This is a genomic window from Albibacterium sp. (genome assembly GCF_035514885.1).
GTDB lineage: Bacteria > Bacteroidota > Bacteroidia > Sphingobacteriales > Sphingobacteriaceae > Albibacterium.
Map to the genome: position 1 here is coordinate 37,894 of NZ_DATJCH010000022.1, position 21,994 is coordinate 59,887.

The window sequence follows — 21,994 nt, forward strand, 5'->3', positions numbered from 1 at the left end:
TATTTATATCTTTATGAATTATGACCTACATTCACTAATTCTGCGAATACACCCGCAGCGGTAACCTCTGCCCCTGCCCCAGGACCTTTAACCACTAAAGGTCTATGAAAATAGCGTTCAGTGGTAAATGAGATTATATTATCGCTTCCAGACAATGTAAAAAACGGATGGTTACTGTCTACCAGAACCAGGCTAATATTAACTTTCCCGTTTTCTAGCTTGCCAATATAGCGAATAGCTTTATTCTCGGCAGCAGCTTTATCCTTCAATGCCTTAAAATGATCTTCTGACGCTTTTAATTCTGTATAAAAGTCATCTACAGACGATGCATTTATACAGTTTTGCGGTAGTATATTTTCCAATTGAATATCTTCAGGTTCTAAAATCAATCCTGAATCACGTGCCAAAATTAAGAACTTTCTCATAAAATCAGAACCTTTTAAATCATCACGTGGATCAGGCTCTGTAAAGCCTAATTCCTGTGCGGTTTTCACCACTTCATAAAAAGTTTTATCACCATGATAGTTATTGAAGATATAAGAAATTGTACCCGACAAGATAGCTTCAATATTAATGATCTGATCTCCACTCGTCATTAAATCTTTGAGGGTCCTTACAATAGGAAGTCCTGCGCCAACATTCGTTTCATAAAAGAAATCTACACCATGTTTACGTGCACATTCACGAAGAGAGCGATAGCGAGCATACTTACCTGAGTTTGCTAACTTATTACAAGTAACTAGTGAAATATTAGATTTAAAAACATCTTCATAAAAGTGTACTGGAGCTTCACTTGCGGTATTGTCAAGCAAAACACAGTTAGGGAGATTAAAGGCCTTCATCTTTGCTATAAAGTTTTCTAAATCAGCTTTTTCACCTTCCTCTTCTAAAGTTTTCTTCCAGGTATTCAAATCCATACCATCTTCATCGAAATACATTTTCCGACTATTGCTCATACCAATCATTTTCAATTCAATATCATTATTCTCTTGCAAGAACAGATGTTGCTTTTGAATTTGATTAAATAAGGTTGAACTGATATTTCCTGTCCCTAAACAAAACACATGTAATGTAGTTTTCAATACAGAGAAGAAAGCATCATGAACAGCATTCAGAGCTTTCGAAAGGTCATTATGAGATATAATTACAGAGATATTATATTCAGATGAACCCTGCGCAATTGCACGTACATTAATACCATTTCTTCCCATTGCGTAAAACAACTTACCCGATATGCCCGGAGTTTGCTTCATCTTTTCACCAACAATAGCAAGAACTGATAAATTTTCTTCAAGGTCAGGGACATTTATCTTCTCAGCAGCAATTTCCAATTCAAATTCACTCTCTATAATTCTTTTGGCCTGCAAAGCATCCTCCGGATGAACTGCAAAAGTTATACTATGTTCAGAAGACGACTGGGTAATTAAAATAACATTGATGCTATTCTGCGCCAATAGGGTAAATAACTTTCCACTAAAACCAGCTTTACCAATCATCCCACTTCCACTGAGGTTCAAGATGCTAACTCTGTCAATTGAAGAAATACCTTTAATTGGGAAAATAGAATGGCCACTATCACGCTGAATAACAGTTCCCGCAAATGCAGGATTAAACGAGTTCTTTATTATAATGGGGATATCTTTCAGAAAAGCAGGCATCATAGTAGGTGGGTATATCACCTTAGCACCAAAGTAGGATAACTCCATTGCTTCTGTATAAGAAAGGATAGGCAGTGAAAAAGCCTTCTTAACAATTCTCGGATCAGCAGTCAACATACCATCCACATCTGTCCAGATTTCTACTTGATCCGCATTCAATGCAGCACCAAAAATAGCAGCTGTATAATCACTTCCACCTCTTCCCAATGTAGTTATTTTACCTGCCGCATTGCATCCAATAAAGCCGGTTACAAAAAGCATCTTCCGAGGGTTATCCTCTACAAAAGATCTGATTAATTTTTCAGATTCAAATGTATTTACCTTTGCATTTCCAAAGCTGCTATCTGTTCTGATCAAATTGCACGCATCCACAACCATTGTTTCCGGAAAATATTGAGCAGCAACATGATTAACTAAAAGCACAGAACAACGTTCGCCATAACTTAAAATACGATCTTTCGTCTGCAGGCTCAACTCTTGCAAGGTAAATACCCCTTGTAATAGATCTTCAAGCTCATTTAAATAAATTTTGAGCTGTGTATAAACAGGATTCTGTCCCCGAACGGCTATTAGCTGCTTCACTACATTAAAATGCAAGTCTTCTAACGCCCTTAGGTCACTTGAAAAATTAATTCCAACCGCAGCACCCTCTGCCATTTTTGAAAGTAGGTTTGTTACTCCTTGCATAGCTGAAAGAACAATAATCGGTCTTTCTTCCAAACTATCAATATCCTTCAATATTTTCATTAAACGGCCAATACTTTCTACTGAACCGACAGAACTACCTCCAAATTTAAGTACTTTCATTATTTCTATATTACAAGTGTATTTGTTTTATCCTTTAATAATCTGTTTTAAACAAAAAAACGCCTCCCTGTGTAGAGGAAGGCGCTTCTGTTTATAGTATGCTTTATTACATCACAACATTATTGCCCCCTCGGTTATTTATGCCACCGGTGGTAATAATAATGGATGTGATAATTGAATTAAATCTCACGTTCTTTTTGTAAATTTTCTCAAAGTAACTGTATAATTTTTAAAATTGCAAGGAATAAGGCAAAAAAACTATCATATTAATTAATTATCAGTAAATAATCTGCGCTTCAAAAAATAAAATTTATATCGAATTAAATCGTAGAACAAAGTCAGAATCAAAAAAGAGGATGCAACAAGCAAGGTCTTCAATTCATAATATTTAAAAAGGAAGCCTCCAGCAATGCAACCAATAAAGAAGAATAAAATAATAGCGGCCCTTAAATAAATACTTTGTTTCAGTTTCTTTATTTCAGAAGGTGCCCTATAAAATATAAGCTGTGCCAATTCTATTCCCAGATCTGTAAATAGCCCCGTTAAATGTGTTGTCCTGACAATAGATTTAGATACCTGAGTAACCAGTGAATTCTGAACTCCCATCGCAAATAAAAGGGCCGACACGATTACATGCAAATTACTCCCAACTGTTCCGTATAAATAACTATATAACCATACTAGAATCAAAACAAGACTTTCAATTACCATTGGAGGTAAGGCAGGTGACAAATTAAATCTACTACGAGCGGTTATTTCCGTTAACAAACCCGACAAAAACGATCCGAATAAAAAACACAACACATACACTATAAATGTAAAGGCAAGTGCATAATTCTCCAGAACTATTTCTTCAGCAAAAAAAGCAAAATGACCTGTAACATTTGTCGTTAATGTTTTTACAGAAAAAACACCGCAGATATTTACCATACCAGCGGCGAAAGATAATAAAGTCGCTAGCCGAAGATTATGAGCAAGTGTTCTCCCTTTTCCATGATGACGAAACATATAATGATTTTTATTCTATATCCAAAAATACAATTTATTGCACTGCAATGCTCTACTTTCAATTATAATATAATTCATTAAATTACACTCCATAAATAAACTTTATGAAAACATTATTTATAAATGGAACTGTTCTATTCGAGAATAAGTTCCAAAATAATCTAACCGTTGCAGTAGCCGACAATAAAATAGTCAGTATTTCTCGAACAGAGCAATACAAACAACCTTCAGATCAATTTAACGTTATTGATTTACAAGGTGACTACCTGGTTCCGGGGATTATAGATTTGCAATTATATGGAACTGAAGGTAATTTCTTTGGGGGAGAACCCAGTATCGAACATCTTGAAGGAATGGAAACCACCTTAATCAAGCAAGGTGTTTGTGGATTTCTAGCAACCATTGCAACCAATACGAACGATATTGTCTTACAAGCAATTGAAGCAGCAAAAGCCTTCCGCCCAGAAAGCAAAGGAGCATTTTTAGGACTCCATCTTGAAGGTCCATTTTTAAACCCAATTAAAAAGGGAGCGCATCCCGCATCATTAATCAGAAAAGCACAATTAAAGGAAATAGAATACTGGCTCGAACTTGCTAATGGAGAGATTAAAATGATGACCATCGCACCGGAGCTTCAAGATGAAGAAGTTCTGAAATTATTAAAAGATCATCATGTAACCCTATCGGTTGGACATAGTAATGCTACTTATCAAGAAGGCAATAAGTTTCTAAATAAATATGTCACAACTGCAACCCATTTATTCAATGCGATGCCTTCATTGCATCATAGAGACCCAGGCTTAATCTTATCTATTTTTGAAAAGCAATCTTTTGCAAGCATTATTCCAGATGGCATTCATGTAAATTATTCTATTATAGCCTTAGCAAAACGCGAACTAGGCAGAAAACTATTTATTATTACAGATGCCGTTGCTTCCTCTACAACTGGAGTTTATCAACACCAAAAGAAAACTGATCATTATGAAACACCAGAGGGTATACTATCTGGCTCAGCAATAACCTTATTAGAGGGAGTAAGAAATTGCATCGAAAAGGTTGGAATAGAACCTGCAGAAGCTTTTGCTATGGCATCTCAAATTCCAGCAGAAGTTATCGGTTTAGAAAAAGAATTGGGAAGTATTGCTCTCGGTCAAAAAGCAAATTTATTATGGATCGATAAAGATTTCAAACTCAAAGAAGTTTGGTTTACTTTTGCAAGATGACAAAAGAGCTAATTCTTAAAAACTTAAATATCCAGAATCTGAATGAAATGCAGCTAGCCAGCATTCAAGCAGCTTCTACAAATGATCTTACCTTATTAGCTCCTACTGGCTCGGGCAAAACACTGGCTTTTCTGTTTCCAATTTTAGGACGACTTAAAAAGGACACTACAGGTGTACAAGCCCTTATTCTTACTCCTTCACGTGAACTGGCGATACAAATAGAACAGGTTTGGAAGCAAATGAGTACAGGCTATAAAGTTCTCTGTTGCTACGGAGGCCATGCTACTAAAACCGAAAAGAATAGCTTTACAGAACCCCCAACCCTATTAATTGGCACGCCTGGCCGAATATCCTATCATATTCGTAACGAAAGTTTTGATACAGAAAAAGTTAAAAGTTTGGTATTAGATGAATTTGATAAATCGTTAGAATTTGGTTTCCACGATGAAATGAGTTTCATTATCGAGAACTTAAGTAATCTTTCGAAAAGAATACTGACTTCTGCAACCAAACTCAATGACATACCTGATTTTGTTCAGCTAGCCGAAAATGCTCTTGAAGTCAATTTTCTAAAAGCAGATGAACACATCCCCAAAATTGATATCAAAGCGGTATCTACGAATTCAGAAGATAAAGTAGAAACTCTGCTCTCGCTAATTTGCTATATCGGCAATAAGCCCACGTTGGTATTTTGCAATCACCGAGATGCCGTTAATAGAATCAGTGAAACATTGGAGGATAATGGCATCCAACATGGCATTTTCCATGGAGGAATGGAACAGGTAGACAGAGAGAAAGCATTGCTACAATTTAGAAATGGCAGCTATCATCTGCTAATCTGTACTGATTTAGCATCTCGCGGATTGGATATTCCCGAAATTGCCTGCATCATACACTTTCAACTTGGCAATGAGGAAACATTTATTCATAGAAATGGCCGCACAGCAAGAATGCAGGCAGAAGGAACTGCTTACTTGATTCTAAATGATGGGAAGTTTCCTGAATACCTAAAAGCAGTACCTTTTACAACCTTGCCTGATAAAAATACGATTCCTCCTGCAACTGAATGGATTACTCTCTATGTTGCTGCTGGGAAAAAGGATAAAATCAATAAAATAGATATTGTAGGCATGTTTTTACAGAAAGGCAAGCTTGCAAAAGATGACCTTGGTCGTATCGAAGTACATGACAAATCAGCCTATGCGGCAGTTAAACGCACAAAAGTTAATCAGCTTTTGAAACTGCTGGCAAACGAAAAAATAAAAAACAAGAAAGTAAAAATAGGAATTGTAGAATAATATGAATTTAATAGGCAACATTGTCTGGATTATCTTTGGCGGCTTTTTTGTATTCCTTGAATACTTAATTGGCGGACTTATCTTATGCTTAACAATAATTGGGATCCCTTTTGGTGTTCAATGCTTTAAATTAGCTTTAGTTGCACTGGCTCCTTTTGGCATGGAATTCCAATCATCAGAAAGACCAACAGGCTGCTTGTCAACCCTATTGAATATTATCTGGATTCTCTGTGGAGGAATATGGATCGCTCTTACCCACCTATTCTTCGGAATCCTGTTATGCATTACTATTATAGGAATTCCTTTCGGAATGCAACATTTCAAATTAATGGGACTAGCCTTTACTCCGTTCGGACAAGAGTATAGCAGAAAATAAGATTATGCCATTTGGGGAACCTTTAGTTCCAGATCAAACCTCTTATTAAGCTTTTCTATAAAATATGCTGACAGCAGAGGCGACTCTTTTTCAATATTCTGGTGCATAAAAAAGTGCAGCGACTCCAAACCCTCTGCTCTCCACTTTTCTATCCTTTCCAACCAATCATCCAGTCGGGTATAATCACTCGAATGGTTCGCCCCTACATAACGAACAAAAGCTTTCGGACTGGTTAAATGCATATGCAGCAAATCCCTCCTACCAGCAGTATCCACAATAATAGGAGTTGCATTTTCTGATTTAAAAAGCTCAAACGCCTTATCAGTTACTGCCGAATCACTAAACCATTCACTATTTCTTAATTCTACTGCTAATGGAATTACCTTAGGATATTCCTTCACAAACCTTTCTAAACGGTGATAATCCTGCGGTTTAAAATTATCATGTACTTGAAGAAAACTTATCCCCAAACTATCTTCAAAATTACTGATGGCATCACAAAATTCTGCAACCTTGTCCTGCACATTATTAAGCCGTCTGAAATGGCTAATGGTATTACTTATCTTTGGATAGAACTTAAATCCATCAGGCGTCTTATCTTTCCAAACACTCACCTGTTCAGCGCTTGGCGATTTATAAAAGGTAGCATTTAATTCTACTGAATTAAATTGTGTAGCGTAATAAATTAATTCATCTTTAGTACCACGCGGATAGAAGCCCTTTAAATCCTGTTTATTCCACTTTGCGCAACCAACATAAACTTCAAAGGGTTTCTCCTTACCTGAAGAAAGATTTACGGCCGTATCTTCATGATCTTTCGGTAAGGTAAAATCAAATTTCTCCGGATTTTCTATTTGACCAAATTTCATATAAAATATTGTTAACTATAAAAACAAGTTGCGCTTACAACCATTTTTTCCTTTTAAACCAAAGATAAATTATGACGGTAATCGCAAGAATTACTATAATTACTGCCGGGTATGACCATTTATAATGCAGTTCTGGCATAAAATCGAAATTCATCCCATAAAGGCCTACAATAAAAGTGGGCGGAAGTAAAAATACAGAAAAGATAGTCAAGACTTTCATCACCTCATTTGAGTTCTTCGAAGACAACGAAAGATAAATATCAAGCAAATGAGTAGAATCTTCATGTGCCTGTTCAAAGAGCGTACTCAATTTTAAATGCAGGTCTTTCAGGTCTTGCAAAACAACTATATCATTATTCTCTATGGGAATCTTATTAATCACTTCCTTTGTCAATAAAACCAAGCGCATGCAAACCGATGCCTTACGTCGGATAAGGTATAAATCCTTTAATATTTCCTTTGTCAACGGCTTCAAAAAGATCATTTCTTCATACTTGTCAATATGCTCAGAAAGAGAAGTGACAGTATTTTCATAAGACTGCAAAATATACCAGTTAATGTTTGTTACCAATTCAACACTGCTATCATAACTACTAGCTTCGAAAATTTTCTTTAAAAAGGGTTGTTTAATACGATGTACAGTTACAACCAGATCGGCATTGTAGAAAATAGCAACTTTACTACTTATCCCCTGTACGGTATGTGACTCAACAGGAATATCATTTAATAATATACGGGTAATTGCAAATTGCATATTTCCCAAATTCTCATTTTTAGGAAGATGATCAGGCTGCAAACAATCGCGCAAAGTATACTTATGTAATTTGAATTGCTTGCTTATTTGTTTAATCTCAGCTTCTGACGGATTTGAAACATCAATCCATTTGAAACTCTGAGACTCCTTACTTAAATCAACAATTGCCATATCGTTATTTTCTCAAAGATAAAATATTATTGCATTAAATAATCCGTATTTATACTTATAAGAATTGGGATTTCTCACAAAAAGTAGATTAACAAAAACATAAAAATTATTTATCAGTTGATACTAATAATAGCGTAAATAACATGAATTGATATTACTTAATATAAGTTAAAATATAAGTTAAAAGGAAAATTATGAAAAGACTAAGATTTTTAAGTACGGCCATTATTGCTTTAGTAACTGTGTTTGCCTTCCAATCATGCGATGATGATGATGTAGATAATATCCGGATTGACAACCAAACATTTGTGACAAAAGCATCAAATAGTAACACCTTTGAAGTTGCTGCAGGAACTTTGGCTATCACTAAGAGTGATAATCAACAGGTAAAAAACTATGGAAACAAAATGATCGAGGATCATACTGCCGTAGGAATTGAATTATCAGCGCTTGCACAATCAAAAGACTGGACTATCCCAACAGAGTTAGAAGCACAAGAGAAAATTAAATTAGCGACACTTACAGCTTTAACAGGTACAGCTTTCGATAAGGAATATGCAAAAATAATGGTAGAATCACATGAAGATGCCATCAACCTCTTTACTACCGCTTCAGGTTCAAATGGTGTAATGGATATGGAATTAAAAAGTTTTGCTTCAGGAAAATTGCCAGCACTAAAAACACATCTTGAAGAGGCTCAAATCTTGAAGACTGAAGTAAACAACTAATATTTGACACTTATTCTAAAACTAATTATTATGAAAAAATTAAGCTATATAATCGTATTAGCAATGGTTGCATGGGGATTGCAGGCTTGTAATAACCGAAGCAAAGACAGTGTTGATTTAGCCGAAGATGCCAACAGTACTAGCCAAGATTCCTCAGCTTTTAGAACTGTTCCTGACATGGGCGTGATAACAGGCGATAACTATAATGATGCTGATTTTGCTGTTCAAGCCGCCGATGGCGGTATGGCAGAAGAACAATTAGGTACAATTGCATCAACAAAGGCTCAAGATCAAAGAGTAAAAGATTTCGGGCAAATGATGGTTACAGATCATGGCAAGGCCAATGCTGAATTAATGGAGATAGCTAAACAGAAAAATATTGTTCTACCAACTACAATTAGCAGGGAGCACTCAAAACACATGGCAGATTTAAACACAAAAACCGGTGCTGATTTCGATAAAGAATATATGGATATGATGGTAAAAGATCATAAAAAAACTGTCCAGCTTTTTGAAACAGCAGAAGAACACGCAGAAGATGCAGATATTAAATCTTTTGCTGCTAAAACTCTTCCAACGTTAAAGCAACATTTACAATCCGCAGATTCAATAAATAATAGTTTAAATCAATAATCAGCCAAGTTAAAAACAGCATAAAAATAATAAGAGGGGGTCTCAGAAAATCTGAGACCCCCTCTTACTTTAAGTTTTAAATAATTAATTTTTTATTATGTAAATTTTCATTACTTTCGAACAAGCACAATGCGTCAAGAAGACACTAATGTTATTTGTCGCATAAACCACAGTAAACCATTATATTAAATAGTCGAGGATTGAAGGTACATACAAACGAGGATACTTTTTTATGGAATAAATTGAAGGGAGGCTGTACGATAGCTTTGGGCAATTTATATGATCTCTATATTGATGAATTGTTTACATATGGATCCAAAATACACAATAATCGTGAATATGTAAAAGACTGTATACACGATATGTTCTTAGATCTGTATAAATATCATAGAAATCTGGCAAAAACGGACAATATCAAATATTACCTACTTCTATCATTAAAAAGAAAAATCATTAAAAATATCCAATCAAATAGGAATCATCAAGAAATAGATATACATAATACTAACGAACAAGAATTTTACATAGAGTCTATCGAACAAGAACTTATTAATGAAGAAAGCTTCGCCGAGAAAAGCTTAGAACTAATAAAGGCATTAAATCTTCTTCCACGAACTCAGAAGCAAGGCTTACATCTTCGTTATAACGAAAACAAATCGTATGAAGAAATAGCTAAAACAATGAACATCACAGTTCAAACCTCACGAACCACAATTTATAGAGGAATAAAGTCATTAAGAAAACGATTGACGCTATTCATTATCATTCTCTCCAACATATCTTTTTAAAGACGCCAATTTGCTTTGAAAGGACATTAAATATTATTTCTAAAAACTGTCTATAAAAGTATCTTTTCTTACTTATATATATAAAGACCAAACCTGATCACGTCTCTATATAAAATAATGAAAGACAATAATACCACTGAAGGATCATCTTCTTTAACACAGGAAGAAAAAGACACGTTAAAAAAACGTATTGTTTATTCTATATTCTCATATAAAAGAAAGCTTAGAATTAAATATGCTATTGCTGCCAGTCTCATCCTGTTTCTATCTATAGGTTTATTTTTTCATCACAATAAACCATCTGTATCTCAATCAATAATTAATGAAGAATACACTTCTAGACTTCAAAATCTAAGCATTGATACTTTACAAAATGTAACTCTTGTTTTAGGTGAAAACCAGAATATAGATATTACAGATGACAATTCAAGCATCTACTATTCTTCTACGGGTGAAAAAATAAGGATTGGCAATTCACAAGTTGTTGATGATATTACTAGCGTGGCAATAAATACCATAATTGTCCCGTATGGCAAAAGAACGAAAGTTCGATTATCCGATAGCAGCATTGTTTGGCTTAATTCGGGTTCAAAGCTAGCTTACCCTGCAAGTTTCAATAAAGATAAAAGGAGAGTATATTTAGAAGGTGAAGCAATCTTTGATGTCGCTCATGATAAATCACATCCATTCACAGTTATTACAAAGGATTTCGAAATAGAAGTATTAGGAACAGTATTCAATGTAAGTAACTATCCAGATGATCTATCTATCAATACGGTTTTAAAAGATGGAAGCGTTAAAATTCAGTATAAAGGAAACTCAGTAACTGATCAAAGCATTATTATTAAACCAGGCACATTAGCCTCTTATTCTAAAGGCTCACGCAACATATCAACAGCAACTGTTGATATCGACAAATACTTTTCATGGAGAGAGGGTATCATAATCTTCAAAAATGACAACTTAAAGGATATTATGAAACAAATATCCCGCTATTACAATGCATCCATTGAGATTAAAAACAAGCAGCTTGAAAATCAAACATTCTCTGGTTCACTTGATCTAAAAGAAACCGTAGAACAAGTTCTGAATGTAATTAAAGAAACATCGGATTTCAAATTCGAAAAAATAACAAATAGCCAATTTATTATTAACTAAACCCAAAGAAATATGAAATAAACACCAAACTAACCTAACTAAAAAAGTCAGAAGATGCGCTAACATCCTCTGACAGTCAATTAACATCGCTGAAATCCAGCAATACTAAAATTTAAGAAAAACAAAATTATGAATAAAAATCGTATTGCCCCCAAAAACTGGGAGAGGCGCCGAACTTTCAGGTTTAAATTATTAACCGCTATGAAAATATTTGTACTGTTGACTTGCATAGGATTAAGTTCTGCATACGCAAATTCATCCTACTCTCAAACAAAAATGGACGTTAAAGTGAAAAGCGTAGGTATTGAGGACTTATTTAAACAAATTCAAAACTCAAGTGAATACATCTTTTTTTACAAAGATGATATCTTAAATAAAAACAGAAAAGTATCTGTAGATATAAAAGGTGCAACTCTTCCTCAGATACTTGACGAAATCTTTTATGATACTAATCTCGACTATAAGATTGATGACAGACAGGTTGTTATCAGGCAGAAAACAATTGTTCCATTAAAAGAATCTGTAGGCCCGAGTGTTCAGCTACAAAGATTTACTGTTTCAGGAACCATTGTTGACCAGCAAGGATTAGTAATGCCCGGAGCCAACGTTAAAGAAAAAGGAACTAATAATGGCATTGTCACCGATATAAATGGCAATTATTCTATTGAAGTAACCAATCGCAATGCAGTCCTTCAAATCTCTTATATAGGATACACCTTAAGAGAGGTTAGTGTTAATGGACAAGATAGAATTAACGTTTCATTAAGTGAAGATGCAACAGCATTAGAAGATGTTGTTGTTGTAGGTTATGGAGTTCAGAGAAAAAGTGACTTAACCGGATCTATATCTCAGGTAAAATCAGCTGATATAGAAAACCGTACTGTTACCACCGCACAACAAGCCTTACAGGGTAAGGCTGCAGGTATTCAGGTAATACAAACTTCTGGCGCACCCGGAAAAAATGCGACCGTGCGTATTCGGGGCTATAGCTCTAACTCAGCTTCTGAACCTTTGTATGTAGTCGACGGCTTAAGAATAAGTGATATCGGTGCTATTGATCCAAATAACATCGAAAGTATGGAAATTCTTAAAGACGCTGCATCTGCCGCAATATATGGTGCAGAAGCAGGAAACGGAGTAGTCTTAATTACCACCAAAAAGGGAAAGGCTGGTAATGGAAAGATCACCTACGACTACATGTATTCCGTAAACGAGTTGAATAAGATTCCTAAAATTATGAACTCCAATGAATATATAAATTACATGACTGAAGGAAATATTATCACACAGAATGAAATATCTTCTTTATGGGATGGTAAAACGAGCACTGACTGGACAGACGTAGCTTTTGAAAATTCAGTTATGCAAAGACATAATCTTGGTTTTCAAGGAGGAAATGAAAAAGGTTCCTATTATGTATCGCTGTCACATCTGAACCAAAATGGTATTATTAAAGGAGATAATGACGTATACAAACGTTTAACCGGAATGATTAATGCTGATTATAAGATAAAACCTTGGATAAAGATAGGAACAACCAACGTTCTTGAGAAATGGGAAACTAAGTCAGTCTCTGAAAACTCAGAATATGGCAGTTTACTGGCATCCGTTCTAACCATGGACCCACTAACTCCGGATGTATACGATGCTGATAAATTACCTCCATTCATGCAAAACCTTTTAGATAATGGAAGAGTATTGCTCAAAAATGCACAAGGTCAGTATTATGGGCTCTCTCAGATATTTGAATCTGAACAGGTTCACCCAGGAATTATGCGTGATAATAGTGTGGGAGATAATAGCGGATCAAATCTATTAGGAACTCTATTTGCAGATATCACTCCCATCAAGAATCTAACTTTTACATCGAAATTAGGATATAGGGGCTCATTCACCAACGGACACACTTTTGCAAAAATATATTATGCTAATGCTGTAACCAATAGAAATGACATCAACGTGAGCAGAACCTCAGCAAACAGCCTCTATTACCAATGGGAAAATTTTGCAAACTACAGCTTCAGTGTAAATGATCATAATTTTACGGCACTGTTAGGTACTTCCTATCAGCATAATGAAAACACCTCTGTAAACGGTTCTGGAAATGCCATTACCAAAGACGATCCTTTATATTGGGATTTAGGTTACCTAACTCCTTCAGCTACCAAAACCGTGGGTGGAGGTTCAAGTTATGGGCGTAAAATGTCATATTTCGGACGTATCAATTATAATTATCTGGATAGATACCTATTTCAGGCATCGATTCGTAGAGATGCCAGCGATACATCCGTATTACCTTATGAAAACAGATGGGGAACTTTCCCGGCACTTTCTGCAGGTTATGTAATTTCTGAAGAAGACTTCTTCCCAGAAATCAGTGCACTTTCATTCCTTAAATTAAGAGCAAGTTGGGGACAAAATGGTAGTACTGGCCCATTAGGTGGTTATGCATATAGGGCTGCCATAACTTCAGGAGGTAGCTATCCTTACTCTGATGCTATTGTTTATCAAGTTGCATCAGCTCCATCCCGCTTAAGTAACCCGGAATTGAAATGGGAAACCTCAGAACAATTAGACTTTGGTTTTGACCTTAGAGCATTCAACAATCGCTTATCGATGTCTTTTGACTATTATGATAAAAAAACCAAAGATCTTTTAGTTGGAATTACTCCTCCTTACGAAACAGGTGTAAGTTCTACTACTGTAAACGCAGGTAATGTATCTAATAAAGGATTAGAATTGGAACTAGGATGGGCTGATCAAATCAATGATTTTTCATATGGTATCCGAGGTAACATAGCAACACTTAAGAATAAAGTAACCTATCTGGATCCTAGTATCTCAAGAATAAGTGGAGCTTCTTATCACACCAATCAAGGCATAACAGCCTTCGAAGAAGGTTTACCGGTATGGTATTTTAGAGGATACCAAATCGAAGACATCGACAACGCTACGGGAGATCCTATATTCAGAGATCAAATAACTGTTGATAGCAATGATGATGGAATCAAAGATAAAGCAGATGGAATCATTAATGACGACGATAAAGTAATGATTGGAAGTGCAATTCCAGATTTTACATACGGAATTACACTATCAGCTGCTTATAAAGGATTTGACTTGACTGTCTTTGGTGCTGGCTCTAAAGGTAATGATATCTACAATGCTCTGACAAGGACAGACCGTCCCAGAGGAAATAAATTATCTGTTTTTTATGACGACCGCTGGACTCCAACAAATCAAGATGCACAATATCCTCGTCCAAATGCAAACGGAGAAGATAAATACTGGATTAGTGACGCAGCAATCTTTGATGGTTCCTTCTTCAAAATCAAACAAATACAAATAGGCTACAGTCTACCTCAAAAGTTCTCGAAAGGCTTCCTTAGCAATAGCAGAATTTATGTTTCTCTTGACGACTGGTTTACATTTACTAAGTATCCGGGCATGGACCCTGAAGCTTCGGCAGGTTCAACCTCTTCTCTAGGTGTAGACAAAGGTTCATATCCTATTTCAAGAAAAGCAGTAGTAGGTATAAACTTAACTTTTTAATTTAGAAATTATGAAATCAAAAATATTTTATACAAGCCTGCTGTGCATGTTTATTATGCTTAGCAGCTGTAAAGATTCATTAATAGTTCCACAGAAAGGAGCGACCAGTACAGAAGACTTTTACAAAACGGATAGTGATGCAAAAGAAGCTATTGCAGCGGTATATAATGCATGGCGGGCCTCACAATACAATCAATTCTTTCTTAAGAACCTGCTATCCGATGATTTTATTACAGGAGGAGGAGCACGGGGAGATAACGCTCAATTTGAACAGGTGAACGAATATAACTTTAGTGCTGCAAGTACCACTGTAAGTGCCGTCTTTTCAAACTTTTATAATATTATCTATCTTTCCAATCAGGTAATCAACAATTTGGAACCAGATACCGAAGTAAAAGCAAGAGCAAATGCAGAAGCAAAAGTTGTTCGTGCAGCTATTTATTTTGATCTAGTTACACTATGGGGCCCTGTACCTTTGGTAACTACAGAATTAACTCCTAGTGAATACCAACAACCAAATGGTAACCTTGCAGATATCTGGAAACAGGTTGAAACAGATTATACAGAAGCCATTGCTAGTGGAGCGTTACCTAAAAAAGGCAGCGCTGAAAATTTAGCTGAACCCGCACGTTTAACTGAAGAAGCAGCCATTGCATTTCTTGGAAAAGCACAATTATTTCAGGGTAAAAATGCAGAAGCAGCAGCTACACTAAAAAGAATAATAACCCCTGGCAAATTCAGCTTATATGCAGACTATGAGAATGTGATACGCTCTGTATCTGATTTTACCAACGAGACAATTTTTGAATTCAACTCCATTAATGACCCTGACAATGCATTTAACCAAGGTAATACAATTCTTGGAACCATGTTAGGCTACCGCAGTGATAAATTAAATTTAACAGGTTACTATTCAGGTATACACCCTATTTATCCAGCCGGATGGGGTTTCGCCAGTCCAAGAGTTGGTCTTTATAATGCTTTTGTTCAGATGGAAGGAACCTCTGGATACCGTTTAACCAATACCATTAAAACATATAAAGAGTTATTGGCTATGGGCATTAGTCTTAATCCGGGAACGGGCTTATATGGAAATGAAGGTTATTTCAACTGGAAACAACGCTATCTTGGTTCTGAATCAATAACAAATGCTAATGGGTATGCGTTAACTACTAATTACCGTGTAATGCGTTATGCTGAAGTTTTATTATTAGCTGCAGAAGCATCTGTAAAATCGGGTGATGCAGGAAGCGCACTTAACTATATAAACATAGTCCGTGACCGTGCTCATTTACCACTATTAGGTTCAGTTACCATAGATGACATCAAGAAAGAAAAACGTTTAGAACTTTGTTTTGAAGGTGTAAGATTCCAAGATCTGGTTCGGTGGGGAGATGCTAAAACTGCATTAGAAAACCAAGGAAAAAATGTACCGGTACTTTTTGGTGTTAAAGGAGATGGTTCATATGATGTACAATACCCTTATACTAATACCGTCTTTGGGTTCGTGACAGGAAAACATGAATTACTTCCTTTCCCAGAACACGAAATGAATGTAAACAAACAAATCAATCAAAATAATAACTGGTAATAATTTCAGCAGCATATTAAATATAAATATGCTGCCTGTTTTAATTCAAGCAAATAAATAAAATCATATACTTAAAATCAAAAAACCAACAATGAAAATCAAAAAACCAACAATGAAAAAACAAATTGTTTTAACAATCTTTTTTGGCTTACTCTGCATAGCCTCGTATGCACAACAAGCATTAGGGAGTGCATCAAACATCATCTCTCCAGAGGTTAACAACAATCAAACAGTAACCTTTAGATTGCTTGCACCCAATGCAACAGAAGTTAAAGTATCAGGCGACTGGATGCCGGCTGAAGGCTGGGTACCCGGATCAGAAAATATGACCAAAGGTGAGAATGGTATCTGGAGCTATACAACTTCATCGCTACCATCAGATTTATATATGTACTCTTTCTTCGTAGATGGTTTCAAAACTACAGATCCTAGTAATGTTTATTTAATCAGAGATGTAGCCTCTGTAACCAATGTATTTATTGTTGGCAATGGAAAAGCTGACTTATACCAGGTAAATAATGTTCCACACGGAACGGTTGCTCGCAGATGGTATGATTCACCTGGAAACAATAAGAAGAGAAGAGTTACTGTTTATACCCCAGCTGGATATGAAAACAGCAAAGAAAATTATCCTGTACTTTACCTTTTACACGGTATGGGTGGTGATGAAGAAGCGTGGATAGCTCTTGGAAGAACATCACAAATCATGGATAACCTGATTGCTCAGGGTAAAGCCAAACCAATGATTGTAGTAATGACTAATGGTAATGTTGCTCAAGAAGCAGCTCCGGGAGAATCAAGCCTCGGATTATACAAACCAACCATGCAACTTGAAAACACCATGGATGGCAAATTTGAAGAAACCTTCCCAGATGTTATTAAGTTCATAGAAAGTAATTACCGTGTTAAAGCTGATAAAGCCAATAGGGCAATCGCTGGCCTTTCTATGGGAGGCTATCATTCATTACATATCTCAAGATACTATCCTAACACCTTCGATTATGTAGGTTTATTCTCTGCTGCAATTATGCCTAGCCAAACAACATCACCGGTATATGCTGATTTCGATGCTACTCTACAAAAACAAAAAGATAATGGACTTAAACTTTACTGGATAGGTATGGGCAAAACAGATTTTCTTTATAAAAGTGGAACCGAATACAGAGAAAAGCTTGACAAAATAGGCTTTCCTTACACATATGTAGAAAGTGAAGGTGGTCATACCTGGACCAACTGGCGCGATTATCTATCGGAATTTGTACCACTATTATTTTAAAAAAAATTATGAAAAGATCAATCATTCTAGTCTTCTTCTTGAGCTTTTGGAGCATCACTTCATTTGCCCAACAAGCATTGGGAGGAGCTCAGAACATCATCTCACCCGAAGTCAATAGCAATCAAACTGTAACCTTCAGATTGCTGGCACCAAATGCAAAAGAAGTAAAAGTTTCAGGAGACTTTCTGCCTTCAGAAGGATATATACCCGGCTCTGCAAACATGACCAAAAATGCCGAAGGTATTTGGACCTATACTACTCCTGCCTTATCATCTGACTTGTACATGTACTCTTTCCTTGTGGATGGATTTAAAACCACCGACCCAAATAACGTGTACCTAATCAGAGACGTGGCTACAGTGACCAATGTATTTATCATTGGAAATGGGAAAGCAGACCTATACCAAGTAAACAATGTTCCTCACGGAACTGTCGCTCGCAGATGGTATGACTCTCCGGGAAACAATAAGAAAAGAAGGGTAACTATCTACACTCCTCCAAACTATGAAAACACGAATGAAAAATACCCGGTTCTTTATTTATTACATGGTGCTGGTGGTGATGAAGAAGCTTGGATAGCTTTAGGCAGAGCCTCTCAAATTATGGACAACCTGATTGCGCAAGGAAAAGCTAAACCCATGCTCGTAGTAATGACAAATGGCAATAACGCTCAAGAAGCCGCACCGGGAGAATCAAGCCTTGGATTTTACAAACCAAGCATGCAAGTAGCAAATACAGCAGGTAAAATGGAAGAAACTTTCCCCGATGTCATTAAATTCGTAGAAAGCAATTACCGTGTAAAAGCTGATAAAGCCAATAGGGCAATTGCTGGATTATCGATGGGTGGAGGGCATACAATAAATATCTCAAGACTACATCCAAATACATTCGATTACATGGGTGTATTTTCTGCTCCGGGAGCTGCAGATGGCAATGCTGAGTATGATAAAACATTAGAACAGCAAAAAGAAAACGTATTCAAGCTTTATTGGATAGCAGTTGGTAAAACTGATTTCTTGTTCGACCGCGTAACAGCTTATCGGGCAAAGCTTGATCAAATGGGTTTCCCATACAAATACAGAGAAAGTGAAGGAGGTCATACATGGACCAACTGGCGAGATTATCTATCGGAATTTGTACCAATGCTCTTTAAGTAGATTTTTATCTCACAGCAATATCATTTAAATAACAACGAGCTAGGCACTATTACTCCTAGCTCGTTTATTATTACATTTTAACCCATCTTAAAAATCATAACGCAGTGTTATACCAAAAGTTCTTTGGTCTCCAAGTACACCTGCAAAATGACCTGCATTTCCTCCTGCTGGCAATAGCTGCTCAAAATAATTCTTATCAAGCAAATTTCGACTCCAAATATACCCTGAAAGACCATATGGTGCTTTAAAGCCTGTTCTGGCATTAAGTATTGTATAACCGTCAATATTTAAATAAGTTGATGGAGAAGAACTCGAAGAGAAAGAAGAGCGAAAAGAATCATCCAAAGCTATAAAGAATTTCACATCTTTACCTACAGATTTTGCCGCAATAGCAAACTCTCCGCCAAGTGACCCAGCCCATTTTGAAACACCAGGAAGAACTCCTCCTGAAATATCCTTAAATGCTACTTGTACGCCATCTACAGTCAAACCAGTTTCCTCAAGTGGCAATGGAGCATTTGTAAAACGAACATACTTGGCATCCGTATAAGCAGCAGCACCGTAGAATGAGAAATATTGATTTACCTTAATATTACCATCAAACTCAATACCTTTTACATTTACCTTCTCCGCATTAGCTATATATCCACGATTAACCCCCAATTCAGCTGATTGAACATTAGTTTGATAATCCTTAATATCTGAATTATGGAGTGTAAAATTCAAAGTCAGATTATCAGTCGGTGTCGTCTTAATACCTAATTCATAATGCTTTGTATCTTCAGGTTTAATAACTGCCAGATCTGTTGCAGCCTCACCATTAACAGTAGGCAAACCGGCAACATTCACTCCTACCGGTTTAAAACTGGTAGAATAAGTTGCAAAAGCATTAATTCGCCGGCTCGGTTTATAAGCAATGGTAAGTTGATAGGTAAAATTATTTTCGTCAGCATCGGCCACATATTGTTGGCTGCTATACACTCCATTTTTTATCTTTTGCAATTCTGCTTTCTCTGTTGCTGTATAATTACTGGCCTCTATGTCCAAACCTCCTTTGGCAATCCGGTCATACTTCACATCCTTCTTGTCGTAATTAAAACGAACGCCTGGTAATACATGCAAACCTTCAACAACTTGCCAGTCAAGACTGGCAAATACTGCCGCACTTTGGGATTTGATAGATGCATTTGTATAGATACCATAACCTTCAAAAAGACCGGGAGTTTCCCATAATGGACTTGTTGAGTTCTTTGAAAAACGCCATTGAGCCGAACCAGACTCCTCTGTACCGGTAGTTTTAACTTCCTGATCCATATAAAACAAACCAATAACTCCACTTAAATTAGAGGAAAGCTCACCTGCATAGCGAAGCTCTTGTGACCAGTTTTTATGTTTCGAAGGATTTTGTGATTTTGATAAAGCCTGTAACCCTGTAAAATCCCGATCATTGGACGGGTCCCAATTCCAATAACGCCACGCAGTTGTTGAAGTCAAAGTTCCTGGCCCAACACTGGCATCAACATTCAAAGAAACACCACCCAACTGGTTGCCCGACCTCCATGGTGTATCATGATCTATTTTACGATCAAAGGCATTCAGACTTGGCAGTGCATAACCAAGATCTGCAGTTATTGCATCAAATTGACGATATGCTGGTCTCAATGTAGGTGCAACTCCTGCAACAACTTGAGCATAGCCATCAGGCTTTTGATCCGTAAAATCACCCGCTAACGTGATAGAAAGATTCTCTGAATACTTATATAGTAATTGAGCACGTAAACCTAAATTATTAATATCATTAATAGCATTTCCAGTTTTCACATTGTCAATCAACCCATCTCGCTGCGTTCCTGAAAAAGAAAGACGCGCCGCAAATTTATTACTCAACGGACCCGATATAGAGGCTTTAGCCTGGATATATCCATAGTTTCCAAAACTGCTTTCAAAGCTAGCTTCAGGTATAAAACTAGCTTTACGAGTAATGATATTGAAAGCACCAGCACTCGTATTCTTACCAAACAAGGTTCCTTGCGGACCACGCAACACTTCAATACGCTCTACATCAATAAAATCGATCGTTGCAGCTGCCGGACGTGCATAATATACACCATCAACATAAAACCCTACCCCTGGATCAAGACCATCATTCGTGAGTCCGAATGGTGAACCTATTCCACGAATATTAATACCCGTATTGCGCGGATTGGAGGTATAAAGCTGAACCGATGGAATAAGCTCTTTCACTCGATTAACATTAAATGCTCCTGACTGCTCAATTTGTGTACCTCCTATTACAGAAATCGGAATAGGAACTTCTTGCAAAACCTCCGAGCGTCTTCTAGATGTTACAACAATTTCATCCAACAAAGAACTTTCAAGTAAAACAAATTCGAAAGCTTCTTCCTGAAGCCTCAATACCTGAAAATCTTGAGGCTGATAACCTACTGAACTGATCTGAAGATAAAATGGTGGCTCTTGCCTTGAATTAATACTAAAAACACCGTTTTCATCGGCACTTACAGAAACATTGGTACCTCTTATTGCCACTGTTGCATGAGATACGGGATCCCCATTATTGCGTTTTACAATACCTTTAACAATGCTCTGTGCAGAGGCAAAATCTGGAAAAAGTACCGTAATACCCAGAATTAAAATAGAAAATAACTTGATTATAGATTTCATGATTTGTCTTGATCTTTAAATAAAAAATTTGAATTATGATGTAATGTATTGCTTAAATCGAATCCAAATGTTCAACACAAACTATCATAAACGATAAAGACTTTTCGAGGATTTAGAATTGGAATTTGATGTTCTTTCATATAGTCTACTAATTTAGTAGACAATTATAAAACAAGTTTTTCAAATCACAAAATAAAATCTATCAATTTAATAGACATTATAAAAATAATGAGTTTCATGAAACTTCGACCGTTCCTATAAATAC

The 21,994-nt window shown here is 36.3% G+C and carries 16 protein-coding genes; 11 read left to right on the plus strand and 5 right to left on the minus strand.

Going from position 1 to position 21,994, the window contains the following annotated elements:
• Positions 1-11 precede the first annotated feature (11 nt).
• Positions 12-2,465: a bifunctional aspartate kinase/homoserine dehydrogenase I gene (gene thrA, locus VL047_RS10235; RefSeq protein ID WP_325360260.1), complete on the minus strand. Its 2,454-nt coding sequence runs from the start codon at positions 2,463-2,465 to the stop codon at positions 12-14.
• 270 nt (positions 2,466-2,735) lie between these two features.
• Complete coding sequence (locus VL047_RS10240; protein ID WP_325360262.1) at positions 2,736-3,473, minus strand: YoaK family protein; 738 nt, start codon at positions 3,471-3,473, stop codon at positions 2,736-2,738.
• Positions 3,474-3,577: 104 nt separating this feature from the next.
• On the opposite strand from VL047_RS10240, the gene nagA reads away from it, so the two are divergent.
• Genes nagA through VL047_RS10255 form a run of 3 tightly spaced genes read left to right on the plus strand, consistent with a single transcriptional unit; the run spans position 3,578 to position 6,370 of the window.
• The gene (nagA, locus tag VL047_RS10245) at positions 3,578-4,696 is read left to right on the plus strand and encodes an N-acetylglucosamine-6-phosphate deacetylase (RefSeq protein ID WP_325360264.1); all 1,119 of its coding nucleotides are present in this window, start codon (positions 3,578-3,580) and stop codon (positions 4,694-4,696) included.
• Entirely contained in the window at positions 4,693-5,994 is a 1,302-nt protein-coding gene (locus tag VL047_RS10250; protein WP_325360266.1) for a DEAD/DEAH box helicase, read from the plus strand. Before nagA ends, VL047_RS10250 begins: the two co-directional genes overlap by 4 nt.
• Before the next feature lies 1 nt (position 5,995).
• On the plus strand, positions 5,996-6,370 hold the full coding sequence (locus tag VL047_RS10255; protein ID WP_325360268.1) for a YccF domain-containing protein: 375 nt from the start codon (positions 5,996-5,998) through the stop codon (positions 6,368-6,370).
• A 2-nt stretch (positions 6,371-6,372) separates the two neighbouring features.
• Here the strand turns inward: VL047_RS10255 and VL047_RS10260 are convergent, their stop codons facing one another.
• Positions 6,373-7,239, minus strand: a complete 867-nt coding sequence (locus tag VL047_RS10260) for a DUF72 domain-containing protein (protein WP_325360269.1) — start codon at positions 7,237-7,239, stop codon at positions 6,373-6,375.
• 34 nt (positions 7,240-7,273) lie between these two features.
• Positions 7,274-8,164: a CorA family divalent cation transporter gene (locus tag VL047_RS10265; protein WP_325360271.1), complete on the minus strand. Its 891-nt coding sequence runs from the start codon at positions 8,162-8,164 to the stop codon at positions 7,274-7,276.
• Between the two features lie 194 nt (positions 8,165-8,358).
• On the opposite strand from VL047_RS10265, the gene VL047_RS10270 reads away from it, so the two are divergent.
• From VL047_RS10270 to VL047_RS10305, 8 genes are all read left to right on the plus strand, one after another.
• The gene (locus VL047_RS10270) at positions 8,359-8,892 is read left to right on the plus strand and encodes a DUF4142 domain-containing protein (RefSeq protein ID WP_325360272.1); all 534 of its coding nucleotides are present in this window, start codon (positions 8,359-8,361) and stop codon (positions 8,890-8,892) included.
• A 30-nt stretch (positions 8,893-8,922) separates the two neighbouring features.
• On the plus strand, positions 8,923-9,525 hold the full coding sequence (locus VL047_RS10275; protein ID WP_325360274.1) for a DUF4142 domain-containing protein: 603 nt from the start codon (positions 8,923-8,925) through the stop codon (positions 9,523-9,525).
• A gap of 200 nt (positions 9,526-9,725) precedes the next feature.
• Positions 9,726-10,313, plus strand: a complete 588-nt coding sequence (locus VL047_RS10280) for a sigma-70 family RNA polymerase sigma factor (RefSeq protein WP_325360275.1) — start codon at positions 9,726-9,728, stop codon at positions 10,311-10,313.
• A 117-nt stretch (positions 10,314-10,430) separates the two neighbouring features.
• On the plus strand, positions 10,431-11,471 hold the full coding sequence (locus VL047_RS10285) for a FecR family protein (protein WP_325360277.1): 1,041 nt from the start codon (positions 10,431-10,433) through the stop codon (positions 11,469-11,471).
• Positions 11,472-11,672: 201 nt separating this feature from the next.
• Positions 11,673-15,023, plus strand: a complete 3,351-nt coding sequence (locus tag VL047_RS10290) for a TonB-dependent receptor (RefSeq protein WP_325360279.1) — start codon at positions 11,673-11,675, stop codon at positions 15,021-15,023.
• A gap of 10 nt (positions 15,024-15,033) precedes the next feature.
• Positions 15,034-16,614 carry a RagB/SusD family nutrient uptake outer membrane protein gene (locus VL047_RS10295; protein ID WP_325360281.1) on the plus strand — a complete coding sequence of 527 codons (1,581 nt, stop codon included), beginning with the start codon at positions 15,034-15,036 and terminating at the stop codon, positions 16,612-16,614.
• Between the two features lie 112 nt (positions 16,615-16,726).
• Complete coding sequence (locus VL047_RS10300) at positions 16,727-17,890, plus strand: esterase (protein ID WP_325360283.1); 1,164 nt, start codon at positions 16,727-16,729, stop codon at positions 17,888-17,890.
• Between the two features lie 8 nt (positions 17,891-17,898).
• Entirely contained in the window at positions 17,899-19,047 is a 1,149-nt protein-coding gene (locus VL047_RS10305) for an esterase (protein WP_325360285.1), read from the plus strand.
• A gap of 87 nt (positions 19,048-19,134) precedes the next feature.
• Here VL047_RS10305 and VL047_RS10310 read toward each other — a convergent pair whose 3' ends face one another.
• Positions 19,135-21,729 carry a TonB-dependent receptor gene (locus tag VL047_RS10310; RefSeq protein WP_325360288.1) on the minus strand — a complete coding sequence of 865 codons (2,595 nt, stop codon included), beginning with the start codon at positions 21,727-21,729 and terminating at the stop codon, positions 19,135-19,137.
• Positions 21,730-21,994 lie beyond the last annotated feature (265 nt).

Bases quoted from the DNA above. Each gene is read 5' to 3' on its own strand.
- VL047_RS10275 (WP_325360274.1), top strand. From the start codon at position 8,923: ATGAAAAAATTAAGCTATATAATCGTATTAGCAATGGTTGCATGGGGA.
- VL047_RS10305 (WP_325360285.1), top strand. From the start codon at position 17,899: ATGAAAAGATCAATCATTCTAGTCTTCTTCTTGAGCTTTTGGAGCATC.
- VL047_RS10285 (WP_325360277.1), top strand. From the start codon at position 10,431: ATGAAAGACAATAATACCACTGAAGGATCATCTTCTTTAACACAGGAA.
- VL047_RS10255 (WP_325360268.1), top strand. From the start codon at position 5,996: ATGAATTTAATAGGCAACATTGTCTGGATTATCTTTGGCGGCTTTTTT.
- VL047_RS10240 (WP_325360262.1), bottom strand. From the start codon at position 3,473: ATGTTTCGTCATCATGGAAAAGGGAGAACACTTGCTCATAATCTTCGG.
- VL047_RS10295 (WP_325360281.1), top strand. From the start codon at position 15,034: ATGAAATCAAAAATATTTTATACAAGCCTGCTGTGCATGTTTATTATG.
- VL047_RS10290 (WP_325360279.1), top strand. From the start codon at position 11,673: ATGAAAATATTTGTACTGTTGACTTGCATAGGATTAAGTTCTGCATAC.
- VL047_RS10260 (WP_325360269.1), bottom strand. From the start codon at position 7,239: ATGAAATTTGGTCAAATAGAAAATCCGGAGAAATTTGATTTTACCTTA.
- VL047_RS10300 (WP_325360283.1), top strand. From the start codon at position 16,727: ATGAAAAAACAAATTGTTTTAACAATCTTTTTTGGCTTACTCTGCATA.
- VL047_RS10310 (WP_325360288.1), bottom strand. From the start codon at position 21,729: ATGAAATCTATAATCAAGTTATTTTCTATTTTAATTCTGGGTATTACG.
- thrA (WP_325360260.1), bottom strand. From the start codon at position 2,465: ATGAAAGTACTTAAATTTGGAGGTAGTTCTGTCGGTTCAGTAGAAAGT.
- VL047_RS10250 (WP_325360266.1), top strand. From the start codon at position 4,693: ATGACAAAAGAGCTAATTCTTAAAAACTTAAATATCCAGAATCTGAAT.
- nagA (WP_325360264.1), top strand. From the start codon at position 3,578: ATGAAAACATTATTTATAAATGGAACTGTTCTATTCGAGAATAAGTTC.
- VL047_RS10270 (WP_325360272.1), top strand. From the start codon at position 8,359: ATGAAAAGACTAAGATTTTTAAGTACGGCCATTATTGCTTTAGTAACT.
- VL047_RS10265 (WP_325360271.1), bottom strand. From the start codon at position 8,164: ATGGCAATTGTTGATTTAAGTAAGGAGTCTCAGAGTTTCAAATGGATT.